Source organism: Fulvivirga lutimaris (genome assembly GCF_009711525.1).
GTDB lineage: Bacteria > Bacteroidota > Bacteroidia > Cytophagales > Cyclobacteriaceae > Fulvivirga > Fulvivirga lutimaris.
The window spans coordinates 16,448-39,413 of the sequence record NZ_SMLV01000435.1 but is presented as its reverse complement, the minus strand read 5'-3'; the positions used below and the strand labels follow the sequence as shown (position 1 = coordinate 39,413).

Sequence of the window (22,966 nt, the reverse complement as noted above, 5' to 3'; positions counted from 1 at the left end):
TTTTTATTGTACCAAAATTTATTAATTTTGACTTCGATTTTTCAACGATAGATAAGAATCTTAAAGGAAAACATGTCTAAATTCATCAAGCTAAAAAAAGGGTTTGATATTAACTTAGCAGGCAAAGCTGAAAAGAAAATTGCCCAAGTTGATCAACCTGAAACCTTCGCCTATAAACCTTCTAGTTTTCATGGAATATTAAGACCGAAATTGACGGTCAATGAAGGCGATAATGTCAAGGCAGGAACTCCAATCTTGTTCGACAAGAAAAATGACAGAGTAAAACACGTTGCGCCAGTAAGTGGTGAAATTGTTGAGATTAAAAGAGGTGAAAAGAGAAAGCTTCTTGAGATCGTTATTCTGGCAGATAAGAAAATCGAGCATGTTGAGCACAAAAAGTATTCAGTCTCAGATATAAATAATGCCACAAGAGAAGAGGCTGTTGAGCATCTGCTCGCATCTGGTACTTGGGTAAACTTGGTTCAGAGACCTTTCGGTGTCATTGCAGATCCTGAGGAGACTCCAAAGGCAATATTCATTTCTGCTTTTGATTCACACCCTTTGGCTCCGGATTATGATTTATTGTTCAAAGGTGAAGAGCAGTATTTTCAGGCGGGTATTGATGTGTTGAAAAAGTTGACTCCCGGAGTTATACATTTAAATCTTAATTCTGATGCAGAGGTATCGCAGATATTCTCTCATGCTAAGAATGTTCAGGTTAATAAATTTTCTGGTCCACACCCAGCAGGTAATGTTGGTGTGCAGATTCATCATTTGGATCCAATTAACAAAGGTGATGTAGCATGGACTATTAATCCTTTTGGAGTTATACAGATCGGAAAGTTATTCTTAGAAGGTATTTATGATGCCTCTAAGGTTGTAGCCCTAGCCGGTTCAGAAGTTAATAACCCGCAGTATTATAAAACATACACTGGTGCGTCTATCAAGAAGATGGTTGCTGATAATATCAAATCTGATAATGTTAGATACGTTTCTGGAAATGTGCTGACTGGTGAGAGAATAGATGCTGACGGCCACATCGGTTATAATGACAATTTGGTTTCAGTAATACCAGAAGGTAATTATTATGAAATGTTTGGATGGATTCTTCCAACTACTAAAAAACTAAGCTTCCAAAGAGCATTTGGTTTGTTGTCTTTCCTTAATCCTAAGAAAGAATATGTGGTGGATACTAATGAAAGAGGCGAGCCTCGTGCATTTGTACAAACCGGGGTATTTGAGAAAGTGACACCAATGGATATTCTTCCTACTTATCTTCTTAAGGCGATTTTAGCTGAAGATTTTGATGAAATGGAAGCTTTGGGAATATATGAAATAATAGAAGAAGACTTGGCCCTTTGTGAATTTGTGGATGTTTCTAAGCATGACGTTCAGTCAATTGTTAGAGAGGGTTTGGACTTAGTTCAGTATAGTTAATTATTTAAAGCATGGGTTTTTTAAGAGATCAATTAGATAAAGTTAAGCCGCATTTCCACAAAGGTGGGAAGTGGGAGAAATTCTATTACATATACGAGGCACACGAAACCTTACTTTTTGTTCCCAACCATACAACAAAAACAAAAGGTGCTCAGATCAAAGATGCTATCGACATGAAGCGCATGATGATGACCGTCATCATTTCCATGATACCATGTTTGTTGTTCGGTATCTACAATGTTGGGTATCAGCATTTTCTGGCATTAGGTCAGGAAGCAGCTTTGTTGGATATCATTCTTATTGGTGCTATTCAGGTACTACCTGTTGTAGTTGTTTCATATGCTGTAGGACTGGGAACTGAATTCGCCATTGCTACTATAAGGCAACACCCAATAAACGAAGGATACTTGGTGACAGGTATGTTAATTCCTTTGGTTATGCCTCCTGATATTCCATTATGGCAAGTAGCCCTAGCTACTATTTTTGCAGTAGTTATAGCAAAAGAGGCTTTTGGAGGAACAGGGATGAATATATTAAACGTGGCATTAACTGCTAGAGCATTTTTATACTTTGCTTATCCAAGTCAAATTTCTGGTGATGTTTGGACTTATCTTGGAGATGGTACCGCTGTATCAGGATTTTCTGGTGCCACACCGTTAGCAATTGGAGCACAGTCATTAACAACAGGTGAAAATGTTGTTTCTTCGCTGGGTTCTTTTGGAGCCGGATGGGCAGACGGAATGTTTGAGTTCTCTAATTTGTTCTTCGGTTTTATTCCTGGTTGTATAGGTGAGACTTCAACATTAATGTGTTTAATTGGTGCGGCTATTCTTATTATGACAGGAGTAGGAAGCTGGAAAGTAATAACCGGTGTTTTTGCAGGGGCCTACCTTATGGGGCTTGGAATGAATGCCATTGGATTGAATGAATTTATGCTGATGCCTGCTCATTACCACTTGGTTATTGGAGGTTTAGCTTTTGGAGCAGTGTTTATGGCATCTGATCCGGTTACGGCTGCCCAAACAGAAACAGGAAAATGGGTTTATGGAATATTAATTGGGGTACTTACAGTTGTTATTAGAGTATTCAATCCAGCCTATCCAGAAGGAATTATGCTAGCCATTCTTTTAATGAATGTCTTTGCACCACTTATAGATTATTCAGTAGTGAACGCTAACAAGAAAAGGAGGTTACAACGTGCGACAGTCTAATACTTATGTTTTATTATTTACGGCAGCTCTTACTGTAGTAGTAGGTGGGTTGTTGTCATTGGCATCTCAGGGACTAGCTCCCGCACAGAAGAAATCTGTAGAGCTAGATACTAAAAGCCAAATTTTGTCCTCTGTTATGGATAGAGAGAAATTGTCAACTATGACAAGGGAAGAGGTTCTTGATGTTTATGACAAATCTATTACTTCACTTGTAGTTGATATCAATGGTGATGTTGTAGAGAAGGATGAAAAAGGAAAAGCCATTGTTGCTGAGGAAGTAGATATCCTAAAGAACTACAAGAAGGACCCAGCAGAAAGGATGTATCCTGTGTTTAAATATTCCAAAGATGCATCTTCTGGGAGTGTTGATGCTTACATCTTACCTCTATATGGAGCTGGATTATGGGATAAAATATGGGGATTTGTGGCGTTGGAAGATGATTTGAACACAATAGCCGGAGCATCTTTTGATCACAAAGCTGAAACGCCAGGTTTGGGGCAGAGAATTGCGACTGCTGAGATTCAAAATAGGTTTGTGGGTAAGAAGATTTTTGATGAGTCTGGAAGCCTTGTTTCAGTTACTATGCTGAAAGGAGAAGGAAATGACGGACTATCTTCTCATGAGGTAGATGGAATGTCTGGAGCGACACTTACAGCAAGAGGTTTGAATGACATGCTTGAAAACTATTTGAATTCTTACCAATCTTATTTCAAAAAAGTAAAATCAACTGGTGTAGCCAGTTTGTAAAAATATTTTAAGCTTTAATGCGTAAAAATGAGTACTGAAACATTAGAACAACCAAAAGAAGCAGTAAAAGTCCCAACGGAAGAGCTGTTTTCTAAGAGACGTAAAAGACTTGTAACAGATCCATTAAATGAGGATAACCCTATTACCATTCAGGTTTTGGGAATTTGTTCAGCTTTAGCTGTTACTGTTAAAATGGAGCCTACATTAATCATGTCAATTGCCGTGGTTTTTGTGATAGTTTTCTCTAACGTTATCATTTCGTTGATGAGAAACATCATTCCAAGTAGGGTAAGAATTATTGTTCAGCTTGCTGTTGTGGCGACTTTGGTAACACTAGTTAGTGAAGTGCTAAAGGCTTATAGCTATGACATGTATAAGGTGCTTGGAGCATTCGTTGGTTTGATCATCACTAACTGTATTGTGATGGGACGATTGGAAGCATTTGCAATGGGAAACAAGCCTTATGATTCTATATTGGATGGATTGGGTAGTGGTTTTGGCTATGCATGGATCATATTAGCTGTAGCTTTCTTTAGAGAGTTGTTCGGTTCAGGGTCTGTCTTTGATTTTAAAGTATTTGAAGCTATTGGTTTAGATAGTTTTGTAACAAATGGTTTAATGGTTGATTCTATTGGAGCATTTATGATATTAGGAATTATCATTTGGGTTCAGAGATCTAAAACTGGTTACGTAGAACATTAGGAATTATGGAGTTAGTAAGCTTAGGAATAAAATCGATATTTATTGAGAACATGATTTTTGCCTATTTCTTGGGCATGTGTTCTTTTCTTGCAGTTTCAAAAAAGGTTAGTACGGCCATTGGTCTTGGAGCAGCAGTTATATTTGTATTAAGTTTAACAGTGCCTATCAACTGGTTAATTCAGGAGTACGTGCTTAAAGAAGGTGCTCTAACATGGTTAGGAGCTGGGTTTGCAGATGTTAACTTAGAGTTTCTTCAATTCATCATGTTCATTGCTATCATTGCCGGTATGGTGCAATTGGTTGAGATGATCGTTGAGAAGATGTCACCTGCATTATACGGGTCATTAGGTATCTTTTTGCCACTTATAGCTGTAAACTGCTCAATCTTAGGAGGATCATTGTTCATGGTGCAAAGAGATTACACGTTGGCAGAAGCTACTGTATTCGGATTTGGATCAGGAATTGGTTGGTTATTGGCAATTGTTGCACTGGCGGCTATCCGTGAGAAACTTAAATATTCAAATGTACCCGATGGTTTGAAAGGACTTGGAATAACAATGCTTATTACAGGCTTGATGGGTATAGCCTTCAAATCATTTATTGGTATCGCAATTTGATTGAGATTATAAAGTAATTTAGAGGGCTTCATTTGAAGCCCTTTTTTTATGGATAATATTCTGTAGTTATGTCAAAATTCACTTTCAATAGAGTAATAACTTACTTCTTACGAGGCCTTTTGTTTGTAGTGCCTTTAGCATTAACCGTTTATGTTATTTTCCAGAGCCTTGACTGGATAGATGGTTTGATACCTGTAGATATTCCTGGCCTTGGATTTATACTTATAGTATCTGCAGTTACTTTCCTTGGCTTTTTAGTGTCATTTTTTATTACTAGGCCGTTTTTTGAGTACTTTGAAAAATATCTTATAAAAATCCCTCTTGTTAATATCATTTACAGTTCGCTTAAGGATTTGATTGGGGCTTTTGTAGGTGATCAGAAAAAATTTAACAAGCCTGTTCTCGTGGCAATGGATGAGAATAGAAGGTTGTTGAAGCTAGGGTTCGTTACTAATGAATCACTAAAAACAATTGATTTAGATGGCTATATTTCTGTTTATATGCCACATTCTTACGCGTGGTCCGGCAACCAATTTTTGGTAGATAAGAAATTTATAACACCTTTAAATATGAGCTCAACCGCAGCAATGAAATTTGTTGTATCGGGAGGAGTTTCAGGTTTAGATGAAAAATAGATATGATTATTTACGGAACTAACAGTAAACTGCTTAAACAAGCGCCATTAGAAAATCAGGTTTGCGATAATTGCAATGAGCGGCAAACGGAATTACTTATTTATTCAAGCTACGCGCATATTTTTTGGATTCCACTATTTCCTTATAAAAAACGCGCGATAATGCACTGCTCGCATTGTCAAAAGGCTACTGAAGAAAAGCAGATGCCTGTGGATAAGAAGGATGTCATTTCTGCGCTTAAGTCATCTGTGCCAACGCCTAAATATTTGTTTTCAGGACTGGCGATAATAGCTCTTCTGGCGGCTTATTTAACTTATGCTGGTGGAGTAAAGCAGAAGCAAACTGCAGATTTTTTTGAAAATCCTAACATAGGTGATGTTTACACATTGAAAGACGAAACTGAACCTACAGAGTATAAATACTATTTATGGAAGGTTGTTGACGTTACTGAGGACAGTCTTTTTGTTTCATACAGCTCTTTTTCTTACAACGGTAAAGTGAAAAAACTTGATGCTGAAGATGGCTTTTATGATGTGTACTATGGTCTCGATAGAGAACTTGTGAATGAAATGAAGGCAAAAAAAGAAATAGTAGATATTGTCAGGGACTATTCAGAAAGTTCTGGATTTAATAGAACCATCAATTACCAACTCGACAGCATGTCTATGTAAGGATTGGATCTGCGGTTAATTAACTAATAACCCCAGATCCAATTAACTCGTCATCCTGATACCATACGGCAAATTGCCCAGGAGCAATGGCTTTTTGAGGATTATCAAAGATGATATAGAGCCCGTTTGCCTCTCTAAATAGGGTAGCTTTTTCTAATGGTTGTCTATACCTGATTCTTACTAAGTAATCTTTACTTGAGCCAATTGGCATTTCCAAATCAGGTCTTACCCAATGGATGTCATCTGTGTTTATTAATAGACCTTTCTTATAAAGACCTGGATGATTTTCGCCCTGTCCTGTATATATAATATTGTTAGTAGTATCTGTATTTATTATAAATAATGGTTCAGGAGTACCACCAATATTCAGCCCTTTTCGCTGACCAATAGTAAAGTAATGAGCCCCTGCATGTTCTCCAACCACTGTGCCATCGTCTTCTGAGTAAGTAATGCTTTTAGTCATTTCAGCAAGATCGTGCTGAGCATTATCTCCAGCTAATACTTGCTCCTGATATAACGGTGCATTTGCAGGCACCTCGATCACTTTGCCTCTTTTTGGCTCGAGCTTTTGTTGCAAGAACTCGGGTAGGCGAACCTTACCGATAAAACACAGACCTTGACTATCCTTTTTATCAGCAGTTATTAATCCAATTTCTTTAGCTATTTCGCGTACTTCAGGCTTGGTTAATTCACCAATAGGGAATAATGCCTTTGACAGTTGATCTTGCGTTAATTGACACAGAAAGTAGCTTTGATCTTTATTGTTGTCTTTGCCAGCTAGAAGCTTGTAGGTTGTTTCACCATCAATCACTTCTTCAGATTTTCTGCAGTAATGTCCTGTAGCAATATAATCGGCCTTGAGCTTAATAGCGGCTTTAAGAAAAATATCAAACTTTATTTCCCTGTTGCAAAGCACATCAGGGTTAGGAGTTCTTCCCTTTTGGTATTCATCGAACATATAGTCGACAATGCGCTCCTTGTAATCTTTGCTTAAATCTATAGCTTGAAAAGGTATACTCAGATTTTGGGCTACTATCATGGCATCATTAGAATCCTCAAGCCAAGGACATTCCTTGCTAATTGTTACTGAGTCATCATGCCAGTTCTTCATAAACATACCAATAACTTCATAACCCTGCTCTTTAAGCAAGTATGCTGCTACACTGGAGTCTACTCCTCCTGACATTCCTATCACCACTCTTTTCATTATCGCAAAGTTAATACTATTTGATATAAATGCTTAAAGGCTTTAAAGGTCAAAATCGTTCATTTGTTAAGAAGATTTTTGAAGTTGTTTCGCTGAATTATATTATGCGATAAAGCCTAATAAATTTTGGGCAACCAACTAAGTGCCAGCAGGAAGTGTGAATGTCAAGATTTTTTTTTGGTTGTAATAATGATAACTCCATTATTACCCTGCATGCCATAACGTGCAGTTTCAGATCCTGATTTTAAAACTCTAACGTTGGCTATGTCTGCGACATCTACAAGTTGTGATGCGGATTGATATGTTGTGCCTACTCGAAGACCATTAATGATGAAAAGTGGTTCGCGATTTTCAGAGAAGGTATTGTTTCCTCTAATTAAAACTTGAACGTCCGGACCACGACCTTGAATTTGAACACCTGGAATTCTTTTAAGATAATCAGCAAGTGAAGTACTATTGTCACCCGGGGCAACTTCATTAGAAACTACATCCTGCTGAACTTGAACAGAGGAAGTCTGCTTATTTGCTGAGCCGCATCCAAACAAAAGAATAAAGAATAGTATTTTAGCCGTTTTCATACTTGAATATAACAAATTTGCATCAGATTTTAATGAAATAGGCCTTGTGATATGAGTCAATTAAATCAGTTATTTAAAGATTTAATGGTGCTTGAGCTGGCATCTGTACTGGCTGGACCAAGTGTTGGACAATTTTTTGCTGAGCTAGGAGCGGAGGTTGTAAAAGTAGAAAACCCAACTACCAAAGGAGATGTAACCAGATCATGGCGGATTCAAGGTGAAAATAAAGTTGATAATTCAGCCTATTTTTCATGTATAAATTGGGGTAAAAAATCTATTGCCATTGACATCTCTAAGCCGGAAGGGCTGAACATTTTATATTCATTAGTTGAAAAGGCTGACATTGTAATTACTAGTTATAAGCCTGGCGATGATGTGAAGTTTGGTGTTGATTACAAATCATTGAAGCTGCATAACTCCAAGATTATTTATGGCCAAATTACAGGCTACGGTTCTGATGTTGATAAGGTGGGGTATGATGCCATCATTCAGGCCGAAGCTGGTTTTATGATGATTAATGGTGAGCCTGACTCTGAGCCTTTGAAAATGCCTGTGGCACTTATAGATATTCTAGCAGGTCATCAGTTAAAGGAGGCTATATTATTGTCGTATATAAAGATGCTACAGACTGGTGAGGGGAGCAAGGTTGAGGTGTCACTGATTGACGCGGGAATCGCTTCACTTGCCAATCAGGCTTCTAATTTTCTAAAGGTGGGGAATGAGCCCAAAAAGCAAGGCTCTGCCCATCCAAACATCGCCCCGTATGGTGAGACGTATGTTACAGCTGACGATAGGAGAATTATGCTTGCCGTGGGTAATAATAAACAATTCAAGGCCCTATGCGAGGTGCTTAACCTTCCTAGCAACCCTCAATACTCAGAGAATTCAGGTAGAGTGGAAAATAGGAAATCTTTAAACAGTCTTTTGACCACAGAGATTGGAAAATATAATGCTCAGGAATTAATTGATTTGCTTAATATCCGAAAAGTGCCGGTGGGCTTGGTTAACGGGGTGTCGGATGCAATTGATGCCTATGCGAAGGACTTAGGCCTCTTTAAAGGGGGGAAATTAGAAGGTATTCGCACTTATGTCGAAAAGGGATCAAAACCCTCCCACATTCCCCCACCACCAAAATATGGGGAGCATACCACAGAAATTCTGGAGAATACTTTGGGAATTTCCGCTGCTGATATAGCTAAAATGGCTAAAAATGGCATTTTGGACCTCTAAGTAACAATCACTCTTAACACTTTGTATTTTTTATCATTTCAGCGCTTTGGCTGACATACACTAGTTTTTTGCTCTTGTGTAATAATTATGTAAGAAAATGTTAAAAAGTGGAGTAAAGTGGTGGAAAGTGGTGGAAAATGTCAAATATTTTTATATGTTTGTTTATTAGAACAGTAGCATATAAGCGATAATGGCATTTTTCACCAGTGAGTACGAATGCAAGATTGATGCTAAAGGCAGGCTTGCCTTGCCAGCAAAAATCAAAGCGAGCTTACCAGAAACATCTGGTAATGAGCTTGTTGTGCGCAGGGGTTTCGAGCCATGTCTAATACTCTATCCAATGATTGAGTATAAAAAAATCTATTCTAAAATTGCTGGCCTAAGCGAATTCAATGAAGAATACAGAAAACTGCAAAGGAACTTCTTTAGAGGTAGTTCTACAGTAGAGCTGGATAACGCAGGCCGTTTACTCATACCAAAATTGATGATGGGTTATGCTCATCTTGAGAAAGATGCCATAGTCGTTGGAATGGGTAATAAAGTGGAAATATGGAATCCGGAGCAATACAATAATCATTTGATTGAAGATCCGGATGAATTCTCAAAATTGGCTCAGAAGTACTTAGATGAATGAAATGGCTGACTATGAATATCATCAGCCGGTTATGCTTCAAGAGTGCATTGAAGGCCTAAACATAAAGCCAAACGGGCTATATGTAGACTTGACATTCGGTGGCGGGGGTCATTCTAAGGAAATCCTTAAGCACCTTGATGGCGGCCATTTGTATGGTTTTGATCAAGATCAGGATGCTGTTAAGAATGCCGAGAGTCTGGACTCTAACAAATTCACTTTGATAGAGGGAAACTTCAGGTATTTGAAGCGATACCTCAAAGCTTATGGGGTGAAGCAGGTAGATGGCATTTTAGGTGACTTGGGAATATCATCACATCAGATTGATGATGGTGAACGAGGTTTTTCTACTCGATTTGATGCGGAGCTCGATATGAGAATGGATCAATCTGCTGATGTGACCGCAAAGACAGTTGTAAATACTTATAGCACCGATGCACTTCACAAACTTTTGGGAATGTATGGTGAAGTGAGAAACGCAAAGACGTTAGCTGCTGCCATAGCAGCAGAGAGGATAAATAAAGAAATTAAGACGGTTGAAGATCTTAAAAAGATTTTAAGCCGGTTTGCCAAAAGAGGCAAAGAGAATAGGTATTACGCACAGGTTTTTCAAGCCATTAGGATTGAGGTAAATGAAGAGCTAAAGGCTTTGGAAGAAGTACTGGTTCAAAGTGAAGAGGTCTTGAAAGTTGGAGGAAGACTGGTAGTTATGTCTTATCACTCTCTTGAAGACCGAATGGTAAAAAATTACATCGCTAAAGGGAAGGTACAAGGAGAGCTGGAAAAGGATTTTTATGGAAATGTGCTTAAGCCTTTTAATGCTATAACAAGAAAGCCAGTAGAGGCTTCAGAAGAAGAATTGAAGATAAATAACCGAGCTAGAAGCGCTAAGCTGAGAATAGCCGAGAAAATATAGAGATGTCGACAAACACATTTAGAATAAAGAAGGAACAAAAAGGAAGGAGTGTATTTTCTAAGTTAGAGAACCTTCTAAAGCTGGATGCTGCTTTTAAAAGCGGTATACCGGTCAGGTTTGTGCCTTATATCTTATTCGTAGCTTTTGTCGGATTGTTTTACATCGGTAACAGTCATTATGCTGAAAAGAATGTACGCAAAATAGACACGTTGGAGAAAGAAGTTGAAGATCTAAGAGCAGACTATACCACACTCAAGGCCGACTACATGTTTGCTGGAAAGCAATCTGAGGTTGCTAAAAATATTGCCCGAAAGGGAATTACAGAAAGTCTAAGACCACCCGAAAAAATAGTGATTAATAGTGAACATTAAGAAGTCCATATTACTCAGGGTACGGATAGCATTTTTGCTTGTCTTCGTCTTTGCTGCTGCGGTTGCCATAAAAGTGGGCCGCATTCAGTTTTTTGAGGGGGAGAAGTGGAAAGAGGTGTCTGATCAGATGAGTTTTCAGTACAGACCTGTCAAAGCTACGCGTGGTAATATCTACAGCGATAACGGCAGCCTATTGGCTACATCACTGCCTTTTTATAAAGTAGCATTTGATGCAACCATTGCTTCTGATGAGCTTTTTAATAGTGGTATAGACTCTCTAGCCTACAGACTTTCAAGGTTTTTTAAAGATCAAAGTGCCGAAGCTTACAAAAGGATGCTAAGAAATGCACGTGAGGCCAATCGCCAATACACACCTTTGAGTTCAACAACTATCGGGTATCAGGATAAAAAGAATTTAGAGGACTGGCCAATTTTCAGGGCAGGAAGGTTAAGAGGTGGAATCATTTTCGAGAAAGTGGATAAAAGATTCAGACCATTCTCCAACCTGAGCTTAAGAACCATCGGATTTATCAATGAAAACGAGCGTGGGGCAGGTCTTGAATATAGTTTTAATGATGAATTAGCCGGTCAGGATGGTGAAGCGCTTTACCAAAGAATAGCCGGAGGTAGCTGGAAGCCTGTTTTTGATGGTACTGAGGTTAAAACGGAGCAGGGTCTTGATATTGAAACTACAATAGATATCAACCTTCAGGATGTAAGCGAAACTGCATTATTAAGAGCATTAGAATATCATGAAGCTGATTATGGTGTGGTAGCAGTTATGGAGGTAGCTACTGGTGAAATAAAGGCCATTTCAAATCTAAGCAGGAACAGCAAAGGCAATTACTATGAGCGCTATAACTATGCAGTTGGGGGATTAAGAGAGCCAGGCTCAACTTTTAAGTTGGCTACTATGATAGCGCTTTTAGAAAATACAGGCATTAAACTAAGCGATACCATCAACACTGGAAACGGTGTTCAGAAATTCTACAAAAGTATAGTTCGTGATCATGAGGAAGGTGGTTATGGAACTATCACTGTAAAGGAGGCTTTTGAAGTATCTTCTAATGTGGCCATGGCCAAATTGGTAGATAAATATTTTGGGAAGCAGCCATCAAAATTTGTAGAGCAGATTGATAAGCTAGGTTTATCTCAGCCACTTGGTGTTCAGATTAAGGGAGAGGGTATTCCTATCATAAAACGACCAACGGATAAAGACTGGAGTGGTATTACTTTGCCATGGATGGCTTATGGTTATGGTCTTGAGTTAACACCTCTACAGACATTGGCTTTATATAATGCTGTGGCTAATAATGGCAAAATGATCAGGCCAGTATTTGTTAAAAAAATAAGAAGGGCCGACAAGGTAGTTGAGAATATCAAACCCACTGTGCTTAATGATAAAATTTGCTCTGATGAAACCTTGATTAAGCTGAGGATTATGCTTGAAGGTGTTGTTGAACGTGGTACGGCAGCTAACATCAAGAATAGCCACTACAAAATAGCGGGTAAGACCGGTACCGCTCAGATATTAGAAAAGGGAAGGTATACTAAAAAGTATATCACTTCATTTGCGGGCTATTTCCCAGCAGAGCAACCAAAATACAGCGCTATTGTATTGATCAAAAACCCTAAAGGATGGCGCCAATATGGTAGTAATGTGGCTGCTCCAGTGTTCAAAGAGATTGCTGATAATATCTATTCAAGAGATATAGATATGCATGACCCACTTCCAAAAGAGTTTACTGCTGAGGCTGGAATTTTTCCCCTTATCCAATCAGGAAAGCAGGACGAACTGCAATTCTTATGCAATGAATTAGGTGTGTCAAATCACAGTGCGACAGAAAAAGAATGGGTTGTTACAGAGCGCTATGGCAATTCTGTAAAGTGGAAAGAAAATAAAGTAATTGAAAACCTTGTCCCGAATGTAAAGGGTATGACCCTGCGTGATGCGCTTTATTTATTAGAGAGCACAGGTTTAAAAGTCAATGTTTCTGGTAAAGGTCGTGTAGTTGAGCAATCTAAAATTCCAGGAACAAAGGTTTCTAATGGTAATCAAATATCAATCAAGTTGAGCTGATGGCGGAGTTAAGAGATATACTATACAAGGTTTCACTGGTATCCGCCAGCGGTGATATGACGCGCCAAATTACTCAGATTAGCTTTGATTCAAGAGAAGTTAAAAAGGGATCGCTATTCGTGGCGGTTAAAGGCACTCAGGTTGATGGGCATGAATATATCGCTAGCGCTATTAAATCAGGTGCTGTAGCAATAGTTTGCCAAACCCTACCTGAACAAGTCAATGAGGATGTTACTTATGTAGCTGTTAAAAACAGTGCGGAAGCATTGGGTATTGTTTCTTCTAACTTTTATGGAAACCCAAGTGCCAAGCTAAAACTTGTAGGTGTTACAGGAACCAACGGTAAGACCACCGTTGCCACATTGCTTTTTAATCTGTTTCAAAAACTTGGTTATGCTGCCGGGCTATTATCTACTATTGATAATAGAATTGATGGCGAAGTTTTGCCTTCAATGCATACTACGCCCGATGCTTTAAGACTTAATGAGCTTTTGGCCAATATGGTTGATAAGGGTTGTGAGTATTGCTTTATGGAAGTAAGCTCACATGCCATTGAGCAGCACAGAATTGCAGGGGTAACTTTTACTGGAGCGATATTCTCTAACATCTCTCATGATCATTTAGACTATCATAAAACTTTTGATGCTTATATAGCCGCGAAGAAGAAACTTTTTGATGGATTGACCAGTGATGCTTTTGCCTTGGTTAATAAAGATGACAAGCGTGGTCAGATTATGCTTCAAAATACAAAGGCTGAGAAGAAGACCTATTCGCTTAAAAGTATGACTGACTTCAAAGCTAAGCTGGTCTCAAATACTCTTAAGGGTTTGGAGTTGGAGATTGATAACAAGAATGTTTGGTTTAAGCTTATTGGAGACTTTAATGCCTACAACCTTCTATCAGTTTATGCAGCTGCCATGCTGCTTGGTGAAGATTCTGATACTGTACTAACAGCACTTTCATCATTAAACGGAGCCTTAGGTCGATTTGAGCAGGTCGATAACAACTCTGACATCACAGCTATTGTAGACTACGCACATACTCCCGATGCATTGAAAAATGTTCTGGAAACTATTGCTGAATTCAGAACGGGTAATGAGCAAGTGATCACTGTTGTTGGATGTGGAGGTAATAGAGATGCCGCAAAAAGACCATTGATGGCTTCTATAGCTTGCAAGCTGAGCGACAAGGTGGTCTTCACAATGGATAATCCAAGAAATGAAGATCCTGAGCAAATCATAAATGATATGAAGCAGGGTGTAAGCCCCTCAGATTATAAAAAGACTGTGGTTTTGATGGATCGCGAAGAGGCCATTAAGACAGCCTGCCTTTTGGCAAAAGAAAAGGATATCATTCTTGTGGCTGGTAAAGGACATGAGAAGTATCAGGAAATCAACGGTGTAAAACATGCCTTTGATGACAAAGAAGTATTAGGAAGAATGTTAAACCTATTTGCGAATTAATTTATGCTATACTACCTATTCGATTATTTAGAAAAACAATATAGTCTGATAGGGGCGAGTGTGTTTCAGTACATCTCGTTCAGAGCTGGTATGGCGGCTGTTTTATCATTGGTTATTACAATTCTGATCGGCAAAAGACTTATTGACTTCTTACAGAAGAAGCAGGTCGGAGAAAGCATTCGTGACTTAGGACTAGAAGGTCAAATGGCTAAGAAAGGAACGCCAACCATGGGTGGACTTATCATTATCAGTGCCATCTTGATTCCAGTTCTACTCTTTGCTCGTCTAGAAAATGTATATGTAATTCTTTTGGTTGGTGTCACGTTGGCACTTGGTTTAATCGGGTTCATGGATGACTATATCAAGGTATTTAAAAAGAATAAGGAAGGTCTTGCAGGCAAGTTTAAAATTGTTGGCCAGGTTTCAATAGGAATCATTGTTGGTCTTACACTTTACTTTAATCAGAATGTAGTGGTTAGAGAATATGGAGACGAGACCATCAATGCCCAGAATGAAGTGGTAAGAGAGTATGAGGATGTAAAATCTACAAAAACTACTGTTCCTTTTCTAAAAGACAACGAACTGGACTATGATAAGGTAATACCTTTCTTAACACATGACTCTACATGGATCATTTATGTATTTGTAGTCATATTTATATTAACAGCTGTATCTAATGGTGCCAATCTCACTGATGGAATCGATGGTTTGGCAGCTGGTACTTCGGCCATTATTGGTTTAACCATAGCCATTTTGGCTTACCTGTCTGGCCGTGTCGATTTTAGTGAATATCTGAATATTCTGCACATCCCTAATTTAAGTGAGGTGGTAATCTTCTGTGCGGCTTTTGTAGGAGCCTGCATCGGATTTTTATGGTACAATGCTTATCCAGCTCAGATTTTTATGGGTGATACCGGTAGTCTAACAATTGGAGGCATCATAGCAGTACTTGCTTTAATTGTACGCAAAGAGCTTTTACTGCCATTGTTATGTGGCATATTCTTGATAGAAAGTCTTTCTGTAATGATACAGGTAGGCTACTTCAAGTACACAAAAAGAAAATACGGTGAAGGACGAAGGGTTTTTAAAATGTCACCCTTGCACCATCACTATCAAAAAATGGAAATACACGAGTCAAAGATTGTCACCAGATTCTGGATGGTAGGCATCTTATTGGCGATTATGACTTTGGCAACATTAAAACTTAGATAAAATAGGACACTTAATTACCATATTAGGAGCAGGCGAAAGCGGAACAGGGGCGGCTTTATTAGCAAAAGCTAAGGGCTATGCCGTGTTCGTTTCTGATAATGGAAAAATTGCTGATAAGTATAAGCAGGAACTTATAGCTGAAGGTATTTCCTATGAAGAAGAGAAGCATTCTAAGTCAAAAATACTAGAATCACAGCTCGTTATTAAAAGTCCTGGTATTCCTGAAAAGGCTCCAATTGTAAAAGAGCTTAGAACAGCGGGCGTAAAAATTATTGATGAAATAGAGTTCGCTTTTAGCTATACAAAGGCGCGTTTAATTGCTATCACCGGTACCAATGGAAAGACCACTACCACTTTATTAACTTATCATCTTCTCAAAGAGGCTGGAGTTAAAGTTGGTTTAGCCGGTAATGTTGGTCAAAGTCTGGCTAAACAAGTAATTAAAGATGAATTTGATTACTACGTAGTAGAGATGAGCAGCTTCCAATTAGATGGTTGCTATCTCTTGAGTCCATATATTTCTATTTTGCTCAATATCACTCCTGATCATATGGATAGGTATGATTATGATATCAATAATTATGTTGATTCGAAATTCAGAATAGCTCAAAACTTGGGTAAGGATGATTACTTCATCTATTATCAGGATAATGTGCTCATCAAAGAGGCGATCAAAGAAAGAGCATACAATACCAATTTCGTACCTATCTCTTTGACGGACGAATCTGCAGCTGCATATTTTGATGATCAGATGATGCATCTTTTTGATAAAGTGCATATCGATCAGAAAGACACTGTGCTTTTAGGCAGACATAATGCAATTAACATGATGGCAGCAGTTAGTGCTGCATTAGAGGTTGGCATCAGTGTTGAAAGTATCAAATCATCACTTCAGACTTTCAAGAATGCGCCACATCGTATGGAGTACATCGCTACCATTAATGATGTGAGATTTATTAATGACTCAAAGGCCACTAATGTTGATGCTGTGCAGTACGCATTGGAAAGCTTTTCAGATCCATTGGTTTGGATAGCAGGAGGCATAGACAAGGGCAATCAATATGATTTGATCATGGAGTCTGTCAATGAAAAAGTAAAAGCGCTTGTATGTCTTGGTAAGGATAATTCTAAACTAAGAGATGCTTTTCATGGACAGATTATCAATATGCTGGAAACAGATAACATGAAAACTGCAGTGCGTGAGGCATTGAATTATGCTGCTATGCATGATGTGGTGTTGCTTTCACCGGCATGTGCAAGTTTCGATCTATTCAATAATTATGAAGATCGTGGTGAGCAGTTTAGACAAGCGGTGCTTGAATTGAAAAATGAATTTGAATCTAAAGCTTTAGAACAATGATTAAAGTAAAAGCTTGGGTAGATGAAAACTTAAAAGGTGATCCAGTAATCTGGGCAGTGATATTTGCACTTTCGCTAATAAGCATATTAGTGGTTTACAGTGCAACAGGTACTCTGGCATTCAAAAGAATGGTCAACCCTGAGTCTTACTTAATCAAGCACACTTTGCTGGTTGGGCTTGGTGTTTTGGCTATGTGGGTAGCCCATAAGGTAGACTATAGATATTATTCAAAACTATCACGTTTTGCTTTATGGCTAAGCGTACCATTGCTCATATACACATTCACAAATGGTGTGAGTCTTAATGATGCTTCGCGTTGGATACAATTGCCAGTAATTAATGCATCGTTCCAGCCGTCAGACCTGGCGAGTTTAGCACTGATCACCAGCTTGGCAAGTATGCTATCAAAACGTCAGCAAAACATTGCTGATTTCAAAGAATCGTTGATTCCGATCCTAATCTGGTGCGGAGTTATCTGTGGATTGATTGCACTGACCAACTTATCTTCAGCGATACTGCTATTCTTAACCTGCATGCTGATTATGTTTATCGGCAGAGTGCCAATTAAATACCTGGCTATGCTTGTGTTTGTTGGAATATTGGCCGGAGGCACCGCGCTTACTTTTGGAGTAAGAGGTGAAACAGCCAAGAGCAGGATCGAGAGTTTTATTAATGGTGATGAACTACCATTCCAGGCAAAACATGCCCGTATAGCTGTGGCTACCGGTGGTGTGTTTGGTAAAGGTCCGGGACAAAGCCAGCAAAGAAACATCCTTCCGCACCCATATTCAGATTTCGTGTTTGCCATCATTATTGAAGAGTATGGAATGGTCGGTGGTGTAGTAGTGCTCCTGCTTTATCTGATTTTATTATCACGAGGTATGAAGGCAGTGACTAATAGTGAGCGAGCTTTTGGTGGCTTGCTATCAGCCGGGTTAAGTTTTGCCATTGTACTGCAGGCCATGGTAAACATGGGCGTAGTTGTTGGACTTGGGCCAATAACAGGACTACCCCTACCATTGATCAGTATGGGAGGTACATCATTATTATTTACAGGATTATCAATAGGTATTATCATCAGTGTGAGCCGTGGAGAAACGGACACTAGCTGGGAGAATTCCGGAGGAGAAATAAGAAATATTGCTAAAGCAGCTTAATTGAGTAATACAAAACCATATCGATTCATAATTAGTGGCGGAGGAACCGGAGGCCACATCTATCCTGCATTGGCAGTGGCCAATGAGATAAGGGCTCGGTATGAGGATGCTCGAATCATTTTTGTAGGTGCCAAAGGCAAAATGGAAATGACTAAGGTGCCTGAAGCAGGCTTTAAGATTGTAGGGCTTTGGATTAGTGGACTGCAACGTAGGATAACGCTTGACAATGTGCTGTTCCCTATTAAGGTGATCTATAGTTTCCTTGTGGCTAAGCGTATTGTTAAAACCTATAAGCCGGATGCAGTGCTGGGCTTTGGTGGTTATGCAAGCGGACCAATGATGTTTGCGGCTAACTCACTAAATATACCTTCATTAATTCAGGAACAAAACAGTTATGCTGGTTTGACCAATAAGAAGTTTGGTAGAAAGGCCAAGCGCATATGTGTGGCTTATGAGGGTATGGATAAATACTTCCCTGCATCAAGCATAAGCATGACAGGCAACCCGGTAAGAAAGGATATTTTGGATATCAGTGCTAAAAGAAGTGAAGGTCTTGAGCATTTCAAACTAGATCCAAAGAAGAAAACAATATTAGTGTTGGGTGGAAGCCTTGGTGCCCGTACAATTAACAATAGTGTGCTTGGTGAGCTGGATAAGGTAGTTAAGAATGGCTATCAGGTGATCTGGCAGACCGGAAGGTTCTATTACGAAGACATTAAAACAAGAGCCAAGGTTTATGACCTTACCAATATTAGGATAGTACAGTTCATAAAGGAAATGGATTTGGCTTATGCGGCTGCAGATGTAGTAATCTCCAGAGCAGGCGCATTGTCTATTTCAGAATTATGCATTGTAGGCAAGCCTGTGGTGCTGGTGCCCTCACCTAATGTGGCTGAAGATCATCAAACCAAGAATGCTGCTGCATTGACTGCTATTGATGCCGCCATAATGGTGACAGATAACAGAGCCAAGGATAATCTGGTTGCAGAAGTAATAGAGCTCCTGAAGGATGAAGATCGTCAGAAGGTGCTATCTAAGAATATAAAAACACTGGCGAAGCCTAATGCCGCTGTAGAAATTGTGAACCAACTAATGGAAATGATCAAATGAATTTGAAACATTACCATAACGTCCATTTTCTAGGCATCGGAGGGATAGGCATGAGTGCCTTAGCGCGGTGGTTTAACCTCAATGGTTTTGCTGTTTCAGGCTATGATCGCACACCTACAGTTTTGACAGATACTTTGATCAATGAAGGTATTGCTATTCACTTTGAAGATGATATAAGTCTGGTAAGTGATGAGGTGAGTACTGATTGCGACAAAACTTTAGTCATCATGACTCCTGCTATTCCGCAAGGACATAAGCAGCTCAATTTCTTTAAGGAAAACAACTATAAGATGCTGAAGCGCTCAGAGGTGCTAGGTGTCATTTCAGATAATTTCAAATTAGTAGCGGTAGCTGGTACTCACGGTAAGACTACCACCTCTTCCATGATAGCACACTTGCTGAAACATGCAGGTCGTGATATTGCGGCATTTTTAGGAGGTATTGCTACTAATTACAACTCGAACTTTATTGCCAATGAAGCTTTCACACCAAATACTGTGGCTGTGGTGGAGGCTGATGAGTTCGACCGCTCTTTCTTAACGCTTAATCCAGATTTGGCAGTAATCACTTCTGCGGATGCTGATCATCTTGACATTTATGGAGATAAAGCACATTTAGAGCATTCTTTCAAAGCATTTATAGATAAGATTAAGAGCACAGGAAAGCTTTTTATCAACGAGAAAATAACAAAAGATTTAGTGTCCACAGATTTTACCAAATCTGTGAATACATATGGATTAAACCGGGGGCAATTTTTTGCCAGCAATATAACCATGGGAAATGGTTTTTTTGAATTCAACTACACTGACGAGATCAACAGCATTAATAAGCTTAAGCTAGGCGTCCCCGGTTTTCATAATGTTGAAAATGCTACTGTGGCAATAGCCGTAGCATTAGAGCTTGGCCTTTCTGTAGAGGAGATACGCGTTGGTATCGAGAGCTACAAAGGTGTAAAGCGCAGGTTTGAGTTTATTATCAGGTCTGAAAAAGTAGTATTTGTTGATGACTATGCGCATCATCCGGTAGAGATAGAGGCCTTCTTGAAATCATTGAAGGCATTGTATCCAAAGAAAAAAGTGACGGCTATTTTCCAGCCACACCTTTACAGTCGTACCCGAGATTTTGCTGCAGAATTTGCTGAAAGTCTGAGCCTGGCCGATGAGATTATCCTTTTGGATATCTACCCTGCCAGAGAAGAGCCCATTCCAGGTGTGACCTCTGACATTGTCTTTAAAGACATAAAGACGGTGAAGTCTAAGTGCAGCAAGGAAGATCTCCTTGATATGCTTTGCGAGCACCAGCTAGAAGTGGTAGCCACAATTGGTGCCGGAGACATTGACAAGCTAGTAAAACCTATTGAGAACCTTTTAACCGAAAAATATCATGCTTAAAAAAATCAGGATCGGTAAAGGCGTAAAAATAATAGCGGCAGCAGTTGTACTTCTGTCGGTTATCAGCTTTGCCGAGCGTAAACAAGGAGCAGAAGTCTGCAAAGACATTGTTGTGAAGCTTGACAACCAGTATGACAATTTCTTTATCGATGAAAATGACATTATCGCATTGATGACTGATGATGGAGATGATATCATCATTGGAAAAGACTTCGAAGAGATCAATCTAAAAACAATAGAGGAGCGTGTAAGAACACAAAAATTCTTACAAAAGGCTGAAATCTATAAAGACCTGAAAGGCAATATTTTGGTGAATGCAAAACTAAGAAGGCCATTTGCAAGAATTGTGGAGCCGTCAGTGCCCAGAGGTTATATCTCGACAGATGGTGTGGTTTTGCCACCATCAAGCAAGTACACTTCGAGAACGATCATCCTTAGCGGGAGCTTTATGAAAGAGTTGGTAAAAAGCGATTTGACCGCTACAGAGGAAGGCCAAAAAATATATGAGCTATTGAAGTTTATAGATGGCGATAAGTTCTGGAAAGCACAGATAGCACAAATAGATATTGACAAGAAAATGAATGTTTTGATCTACCCACAGGTGACAAAGCAGATTGTAGAATTTGGACAGCCAGATGATTTGGAAGCGAAGTTTAAGAAGCTAAAGGTTTTCTATAAGCAGATACTTCCTCAAAAGGGCTGGAATACTTATGAACGTGTGAATTTGAAATATAAAGATCAGATAATCGCTGAATAAATGAGACGTCAGACAAGAGATATTAGACAAGAGACTGGAGATGTTGCAAAAGTATGGGTAACAATGGGAATTGATTTTTTCAATTCTGAATGCTCAATACTGATATCTAAATACTCATATCTGACTACTAAATACTAAAAAAGAATAAACAACCACTAAAAATAAATTTACAACCATGGAAAATGACAAAATCGTAGTCGGACTCGATATCGGAACCACAAAAATTTGCGCAATTGTGGGGAGGAAAAACGAGTTTGGCAAACTTGAAGTTTTGGGAATGGGCAAGGCCGAATCTGACGGAGTAATCCGCGGCATTGTCACCAACATTGACAAAACGGTAAACGCTATCGAAAAAGCAGTACGGGAGGCTGAAGATCAATCTGGTATCGATATCAGAGTGGTCAATGTTGGTATCGCAGGCCAGCATATTAAAAGCTCTATCCATCATGGAAGCATCACCCGATCTTCCAATGATGACGAAATTACTATTGAAGACATTAACAGGCTTACCAATGATATGTATCGCATAGTGATACCTCCTGGTAGCCAGATCATCCACGTAATGCCACAAGACTACACTGTGGATTATGAAGATGGCATCAAAGATCCTGTAGGGATGAGCGGGGTGAAGTTGGAAGCTGACTTCCACGTGATCACAGCACAGACTAACGCGATCAACAACATTAACAAATGCGTGCGTAGAGCAGGCCTTGAAATTGAGAACCTGATTCTTGAGCCTTTGGCATCAAGCATAGCGGTACTTAGTGACGAGGAGAAAGAAGCCGGTATTTGTCTTATCGATATTGGGGGTGGTACAACAGATATCGCCATTTTCCATGACAATATCATCAGACATACAGCTGTAATACCATTCGGTGGTAACATCATCACCTCTGACATTAAGCAGGGTTGTATGGTGATGCAGCATCAGGCTGAATTGCTAAAAACTAAATTCGGTAAAGCGATTGGTGAAGAGGCTAGCCCTAACGAGATTGTGTCTATACCGGGTATTAGAAACAGAGCACCAAAGGAGATCTCAGTAAGAAACCTTGCCAACATCATAGAGGCAAGAATGGAAGAGATTATCGAACTGGCGCATACAGAAATAATCACTTCAGGATTTGAGAACAGATTGGCAGGTGGCATTGTAGTCACTGGTGGTGGTTCTCAATTAAACAGCCTGAAGCAATTGGTAGAATATATGACTGGCATGGATGCCAGAATTGGTTATCCTAACGAGCATCTTGGTAAAAGCAAGGTTGACAGTGTTAAGAGCCCCATGTATGCTACCTCAGTTGGCTTAGTGTTATCTGGCTTTAGAGCCCTTGATAACAGAGAAGACCGATACAAGGCAGCGCAAGGTGGCGGTAAACTTACCGCAAAGAAAAAAGAAACCGGAGGCGGAGACTTTTTTAGATCAATACTTAACAAAACCAAAGGATTATTAATCGATGACCTCGATGGGGGCAAAGATTATTAGTC

The 22,966-nt window shown here is 39.3% G+C and carries 22 protein-coding genes; 20 read left to right on the top strand and 2 right to left on the bottom strand.

Features of this window, described 5'->3' with window-relative positions:
* The first annotated feature begins 72 nt into the window (after nucleotides 1–72).
* The 7 genes from E1140_RS20460 (at nucleotide 73) to E1140_RS20430 (ending at nucleotide 6,021) form a co-directional block, all read left to right on the top strand.
* Complete coding sequence (locus E1140_RS20460; protein WP_155188529.1) at nucleotides 73–1,437, top strand: Na(+)-translocating NADH-quinone reductase subunit A; 1,365 nt, start codon at nucleotides 73–75, stop codon at nucleotides 1,435–1,437.
* 11 nt (nucleotides 1,438–1,448) lie between these two features.
* A complete protein-coding gene (locus tag E1140_RS20455) occupies nucleotides 1,449–2,648 on the top strand; it encodes an NADH:ubiquinone reductase (Na(+)-transporting) subunit B (protein ID WP_155188527.1) in 1,200 nt (399 codons plus the stop codon).
* Nucleotides 2,635–3,396 carry an NADH:ubiquinone reductase (Na(+)-transporting) subunit C gene (nqrC, locus tag E1140_RS20450; protein WP_185153699.1) on the top strand — a complete coding sequence of 254 codons (762 nt, stop codon included), beginning with the start codon at nucleotides 2,635–2,637 and terminating at the stop codon, nucleotides 3,394–3,396. The genes E1140_RS20455 and nqrC overlap by 14 nt, the downstream gene beginning before the upstream one ends.
* A 27-nt stretch (nucleotides 3,397–3,423) precedes the next feature.
* Nucleotides 3,424–4,098 (top strand): NADH:ubiquinone reductase (Na(+)-transporting) subunit D, encoded by a 675-nt coding sequence (locus E1140_RS20445; RefSeq protein WP_155188525.1) that lies wholly within the window; start codon nucleotides 3,424–3,426, stop codon nucleotides 4,096–4,098.
* 5 nt (nucleotides 4,099–4,103) lie between these two features.
* Entirely contained in the window at nucleotides 4,104–4,715 is a 612-nt protein-coding gene (gene nqrE / locus E1140_RS20440; RefSeq protein ID WP_155188523.1) for an NADH:ubiquinone reductase (Na(+)-transporting) subunit E, read from the top strand.
* A 68-nt stretch (nucleotides 4,716–4,783) separates the two neighbouring features.
* Nucleotides 4,784–5,350, top strand: coding sequence for a DUF502 domain-containing protein (locus tag E1140_RS20435; protein WP_155188521.1), 567 nt, complete (start codon nucleotides 4,784–4,786; stop codon nucleotides 5,348–5,350).
* A gap of 2 nt (nucleotides 5,351–5,352) precedes the next feature.
* Entirely contained in the window at nucleotides 5,353–6,021 is a 669-nt protein-coding gene (locus tag E1140_RS20430) for a zinc-ribbon domain-containing protein (RefSeq protein ID WP_155188520.1), read from the top strand.
* Nucleotides 6,022–6,040: 19 nt separating this feature from the next.
* Here the strand turns inward: E1140_RS20430 and mnmA are convergent, their stop codons facing one another.
* Both mnmA and E1140_RS20420 read right to left on the bottom strand, forming a co-directional pair.
* Nucleotides 6,041–7,228, bottom strand: coding sequence for a tRNA 2-thiouridine(34) synthase MnmA (mnmA, locus tag E1140_RS20425; protein ID WP_155188518.1), 1,188 nt, complete (start codon nucleotides 7,226–7,228; stop codon nucleotides 6,041–6,043).
* 164 nt (nucleotides 7,229–7,392) lie between these two features.
* Nucleotides 7,393–7,806, bottom strand: a complete 414-nt coding sequence (locus E1140_RS20420; protein WP_155188516.1) for a TonB-dependent receptor plug domain-containing protein — start codon at nucleotides 7,804–7,806, stop codon at nucleotides 7,393–7,395.
* Between the two features lie 51 nt (nucleotides 7,807–7,857).
* Here E1140_RS20420 and E1140_RS20415 point away from each other — a divergent pair, with 51 nt between their 5' ends.
* The 13 genes from E1140_RS20415 (at nucleotide 7,858) to ftsA (ending at nucleotide 22,964) form a co-directional block, all read left to right on the top strand.
* Nucleotides 7,858–9,036, top strand: a complete 1,179-nt coding sequence (locus E1140_RS20415) for a CaiB/BaiF CoA transferase family protein (RefSeq protein ID WP_155188514.1) — start codon at nucleotides 7,858–7,860, stop codon at nucleotides 9,034–9,036.
* 190 nt (nucleotides 9,037–9,226) lie between these two features.
* Nucleotides 9,227–9,670 (top strand): division/cell wall cluster transcriptional repressor MraZ, encoded by a 444-nt coding sequence (mraZ, locus tag E1140_RS20410; protein WP_155188512.1) that lies wholly within the window; start codon nucleotides 9,227–9,229, stop codon nucleotides 9,668–9,670.
* A gap of 1 nt (nucleotide 9,671) precedes the next feature.
* The gene (gene rsmH / locus E1140_RS20405; protein WP_155188607.1) at nucleotides 9,672–10,583 is read left to right on the top strand and encodes a 16S rRNA (cytosine(1402)-N(4))-methyltransferase RsmH; all 912 of its coding nucleotides are present in this window, start codon (nucleotides 9,672–9,674) and stop codon (nucleotides 10,581–10,583) included.
* Between the two features lie 2 nt (nucleotides 10,584–10,585).
* Nucleotides 10,586–10,954: an FtsL-like putative cell division protein gene (locus tag E1140_RS20400; protein ID WP_155188510.1), complete on the top strand. Its 369-nt coding sequence runs from the start codon at nucleotides 10,586–10,588 to the stop codon at nucleotides 10,952–10,954.
* Complete coding sequence (locus E1140_RS20395) at nucleotides 10,944–13,034, top strand: penicillin-binding transpeptidase domain-containing protein (protein WP_185153698.1); 2,091 nt, start codon at nucleotides 10,944–10,946, stop codon at nucleotides 13,032–13,034. Before E1140_RS20400 ends, E1140_RS20395 begins: the two co-directional genes overlap by 11 nt.
* On the top strand, nucleotides 13,034–14,497 hold the full coding sequence (locus E1140_RS20390; RefSeq protein ID WP_155188508.1) for a UDP-N-acetylmuramoyl-L-alanyl-D-glutamate--2,6-diaminopimelate ligase: 1,464 nt from the start codon (nucleotides 13,034–13,036) through the stop codon (nucleotides 14,495–14,497). The genes E1140_RS20395 and E1140_RS20390 overlap by 1 nt, the downstream gene beginning before the upstream one ends.
* A gap of 3 nt (nucleotides 14,498–14,500) precedes the next feature.
* The gene (gene mraY, locus E1140_RS20385; RefSeq protein ID WP_155188506.1) at nucleotides 14,501–15,709 is read left to right on the top strand and encodes a phospho-N-acetylmuramoyl-pentapeptide-transferase; all 1,209 of its coding nucleotides are present in this window, start codon (nucleotides 14,501–14,503) and stop codon (nucleotides 15,707–15,709) included.
* A 1-nt stretch (nucleotide 15,710) separates the two neighbouring features.
* Nucleotides 15,711–17,069, top strand: coding sequence for a UDP-N-acetylmuramoyl-L-alanine--D-glutamate ligase (gene murD / locus E1140_RS20380; protein WP_185153706.1), 1,359 nt, complete (start codon nucleotides 15,711–15,713; stop codon nucleotides 17,067–17,069).
* The gene (locus E1140_RS20375) at nucleotides 17,066–18,226 is read left to right on the top strand and encodes an FtsW/RodA/SpoVE family cell cycle protein (protein WP_155188504.1); all 1,161 of its coding nucleotides are present in this window, start codon (nucleotides 17,066–17,068) and stop codon (nucleotides 18,224–18,226) included. The genes murD and E1140_RS20375 overlap by 4 nt, the downstream gene beginning before the upstream one ends.
* Entirely contained in the window at nucleotides 18,227–19,336 is a 1,110-nt protein-coding gene (murG, locus tag E1140_RS20370) for an undecaprenyldiphospho-muramoylpentapeptide beta-N-acetylglucosaminyltransferase (RefSeq protein WP_155188502.1), read from the top strand.
* Nucleotides 19,333–20,727 (top strand): UDP-N-acetylmuramate--L-alanine ligase, encoded by a 1,395-nt coding sequence (gene murC, locus E1140_RS20365; RefSeq protein WP_155188500.1) that lies wholly within the window; start codon nucleotides 19,333–19,335, stop codon nucleotides 20,725–20,727. Before murG ends, murC begins: the two co-directional genes overlap by 4 nt.
* On the top strand, nucleotides 20,720–21,484 hold the full coding sequence (locus E1140_RS20360) for a cell division protein FtsQ/DivIB (protein ID WP_155188498.1): 765 nt from the start codon (nucleotides 20,720–20,722) through the stop codon (nucleotides 21,482–21,484). Before murC ends, E1140_RS20360 begins: the two co-directional genes overlap by 8 nt.
* A gap of 175 nt (nucleotides 21,485–21,659) precedes the next feature.
* Nucleotides 21,660–22,964: a cell division protein FtsA gene (ftsA, locus tag E1140_RS20355; RefSeq protein ID WP_155188496.1), complete on the top strand. Its 1,305-nt coding sequence runs from the start codon at nucleotides 21,660–21,662 to the stop codon at nucleotides 22,962–22,964.
* Nucleotides 22,965–22,966: the final 2 nt, after the last annotated feature.

Coding starts and splice junctions, on each gene's coding strand:
- E1140_RS20445 (WP_155188525.1), top strand. CDS start 3,424: ATGAGTACTGAAACATTAGAACAACCAAAAGAAGCAGTAAAAGTCCCA.
- E1140_RS20400 (WP_155188510.1), top strand. CDS start 10,586: ATGTCGACAAACACATTTAGAATAAAGAAGGAACAAAAAGGAAGGAGT.
- E1140_RS20375 (WP_155188504.1), top strand. CDS start 17,066: ATGATTAAAGTAAAAGCTTGGGTAGATGAAAACTTAAAAGGTGATCCA.
- E1140_RS20420 (WP_155188516.1), bottom strand. CDS start 7,806: ATGAAAACGGCTAAAATACTATTCTTTATTCTTTTGTTTGGATGCGGC.
- E1140_RS20430 (WP_155188520.1), top strand. CDS start 5,353: ATGATTATTTACGGAACTAACAGTAAACTGCTTAAACAAGCGCCATTA.
- mraZ (WP_155188512.1), top strand. CDS start 9,227: ATGGCATTTTTCACCAGTGAGTACGAATGCAAGATTGATGCTAAAGGC.
- mnmA (WP_155188518.1), bottom strand. CDS start 7,228: ATGAAAAGAGTGGTGATAGGAATGTCAGGAGGAGTAGACTCCAGTGTA.
- E1140_RS20460 (WP_155188529.1), top strand. CDS start 73: ATGTCTAAATTCATCAAGCTAAAAAAAGGGTTTGATATTAACTTAGCA.
- ftsA (WP_155188496.1), top strand. CDS start 21,660: ATGGAAAATGACAAAATCGTAGTCGGACTCGATATCGGAACCACAAAA.
- E1140_RS20455 (WP_155188527.1), top strand. CDS start 1,449: ATGGGTTTTTTAAGAGATCAATTAGATAAAGTTAAGCCGCATTTCCAC.
- murC (WP_155188500.1), top strand. CDS start 19,333: ATGAATTTGAAACATTACCATAACGTCCATTTTCTAGGCATCGGAGGG.
- mraY (WP_155188506.1), top strand. CDS start 14,501: ATGCTATACTACCTATTCGATTATTTAGAAAAACAATATAGTCTGATA.
- E1140_RS20390 (WP_155188508.1), top strand. CDS start 13,034: ATGGCGGAGTTAAGAGATATACTATACAAGGTTTCACTGGTATCCGCC.
- E1140_RS20415 (WP_155188514.1), top strand. CDS start 7,858: ATGAGTCAATTAAATCAGTTATTTAAAGATTTAATGGTGCTTGAGCTG.
- nqrE (WP_155188523.1), top strand. CDS start 4,104: ATGGAGTTAGTAAGCTTAGGAATAAAATCGATATTTATTGAGAACATG.
- E1140_RS20435 (WP_155188521.1), top strand. CDS start 4,784: ATGTCAAAATTCACTTTCAATAGAGTAATAACTTACTTCTTACGAGGC.
- E1140_RS20360 (WP_155188498.1), top strand. CDS start 20,720: ATGCTTAAAAAAATCAGGATCGGTAAAGGCGTAAAAATAATAGCGGCA.
- rsmH (WP_155188607.1), top strand. CDS start 9,672: ATGGCTGACTATGAATATCATCAGCCGGTTATGCTTCAAGAGTGCATT.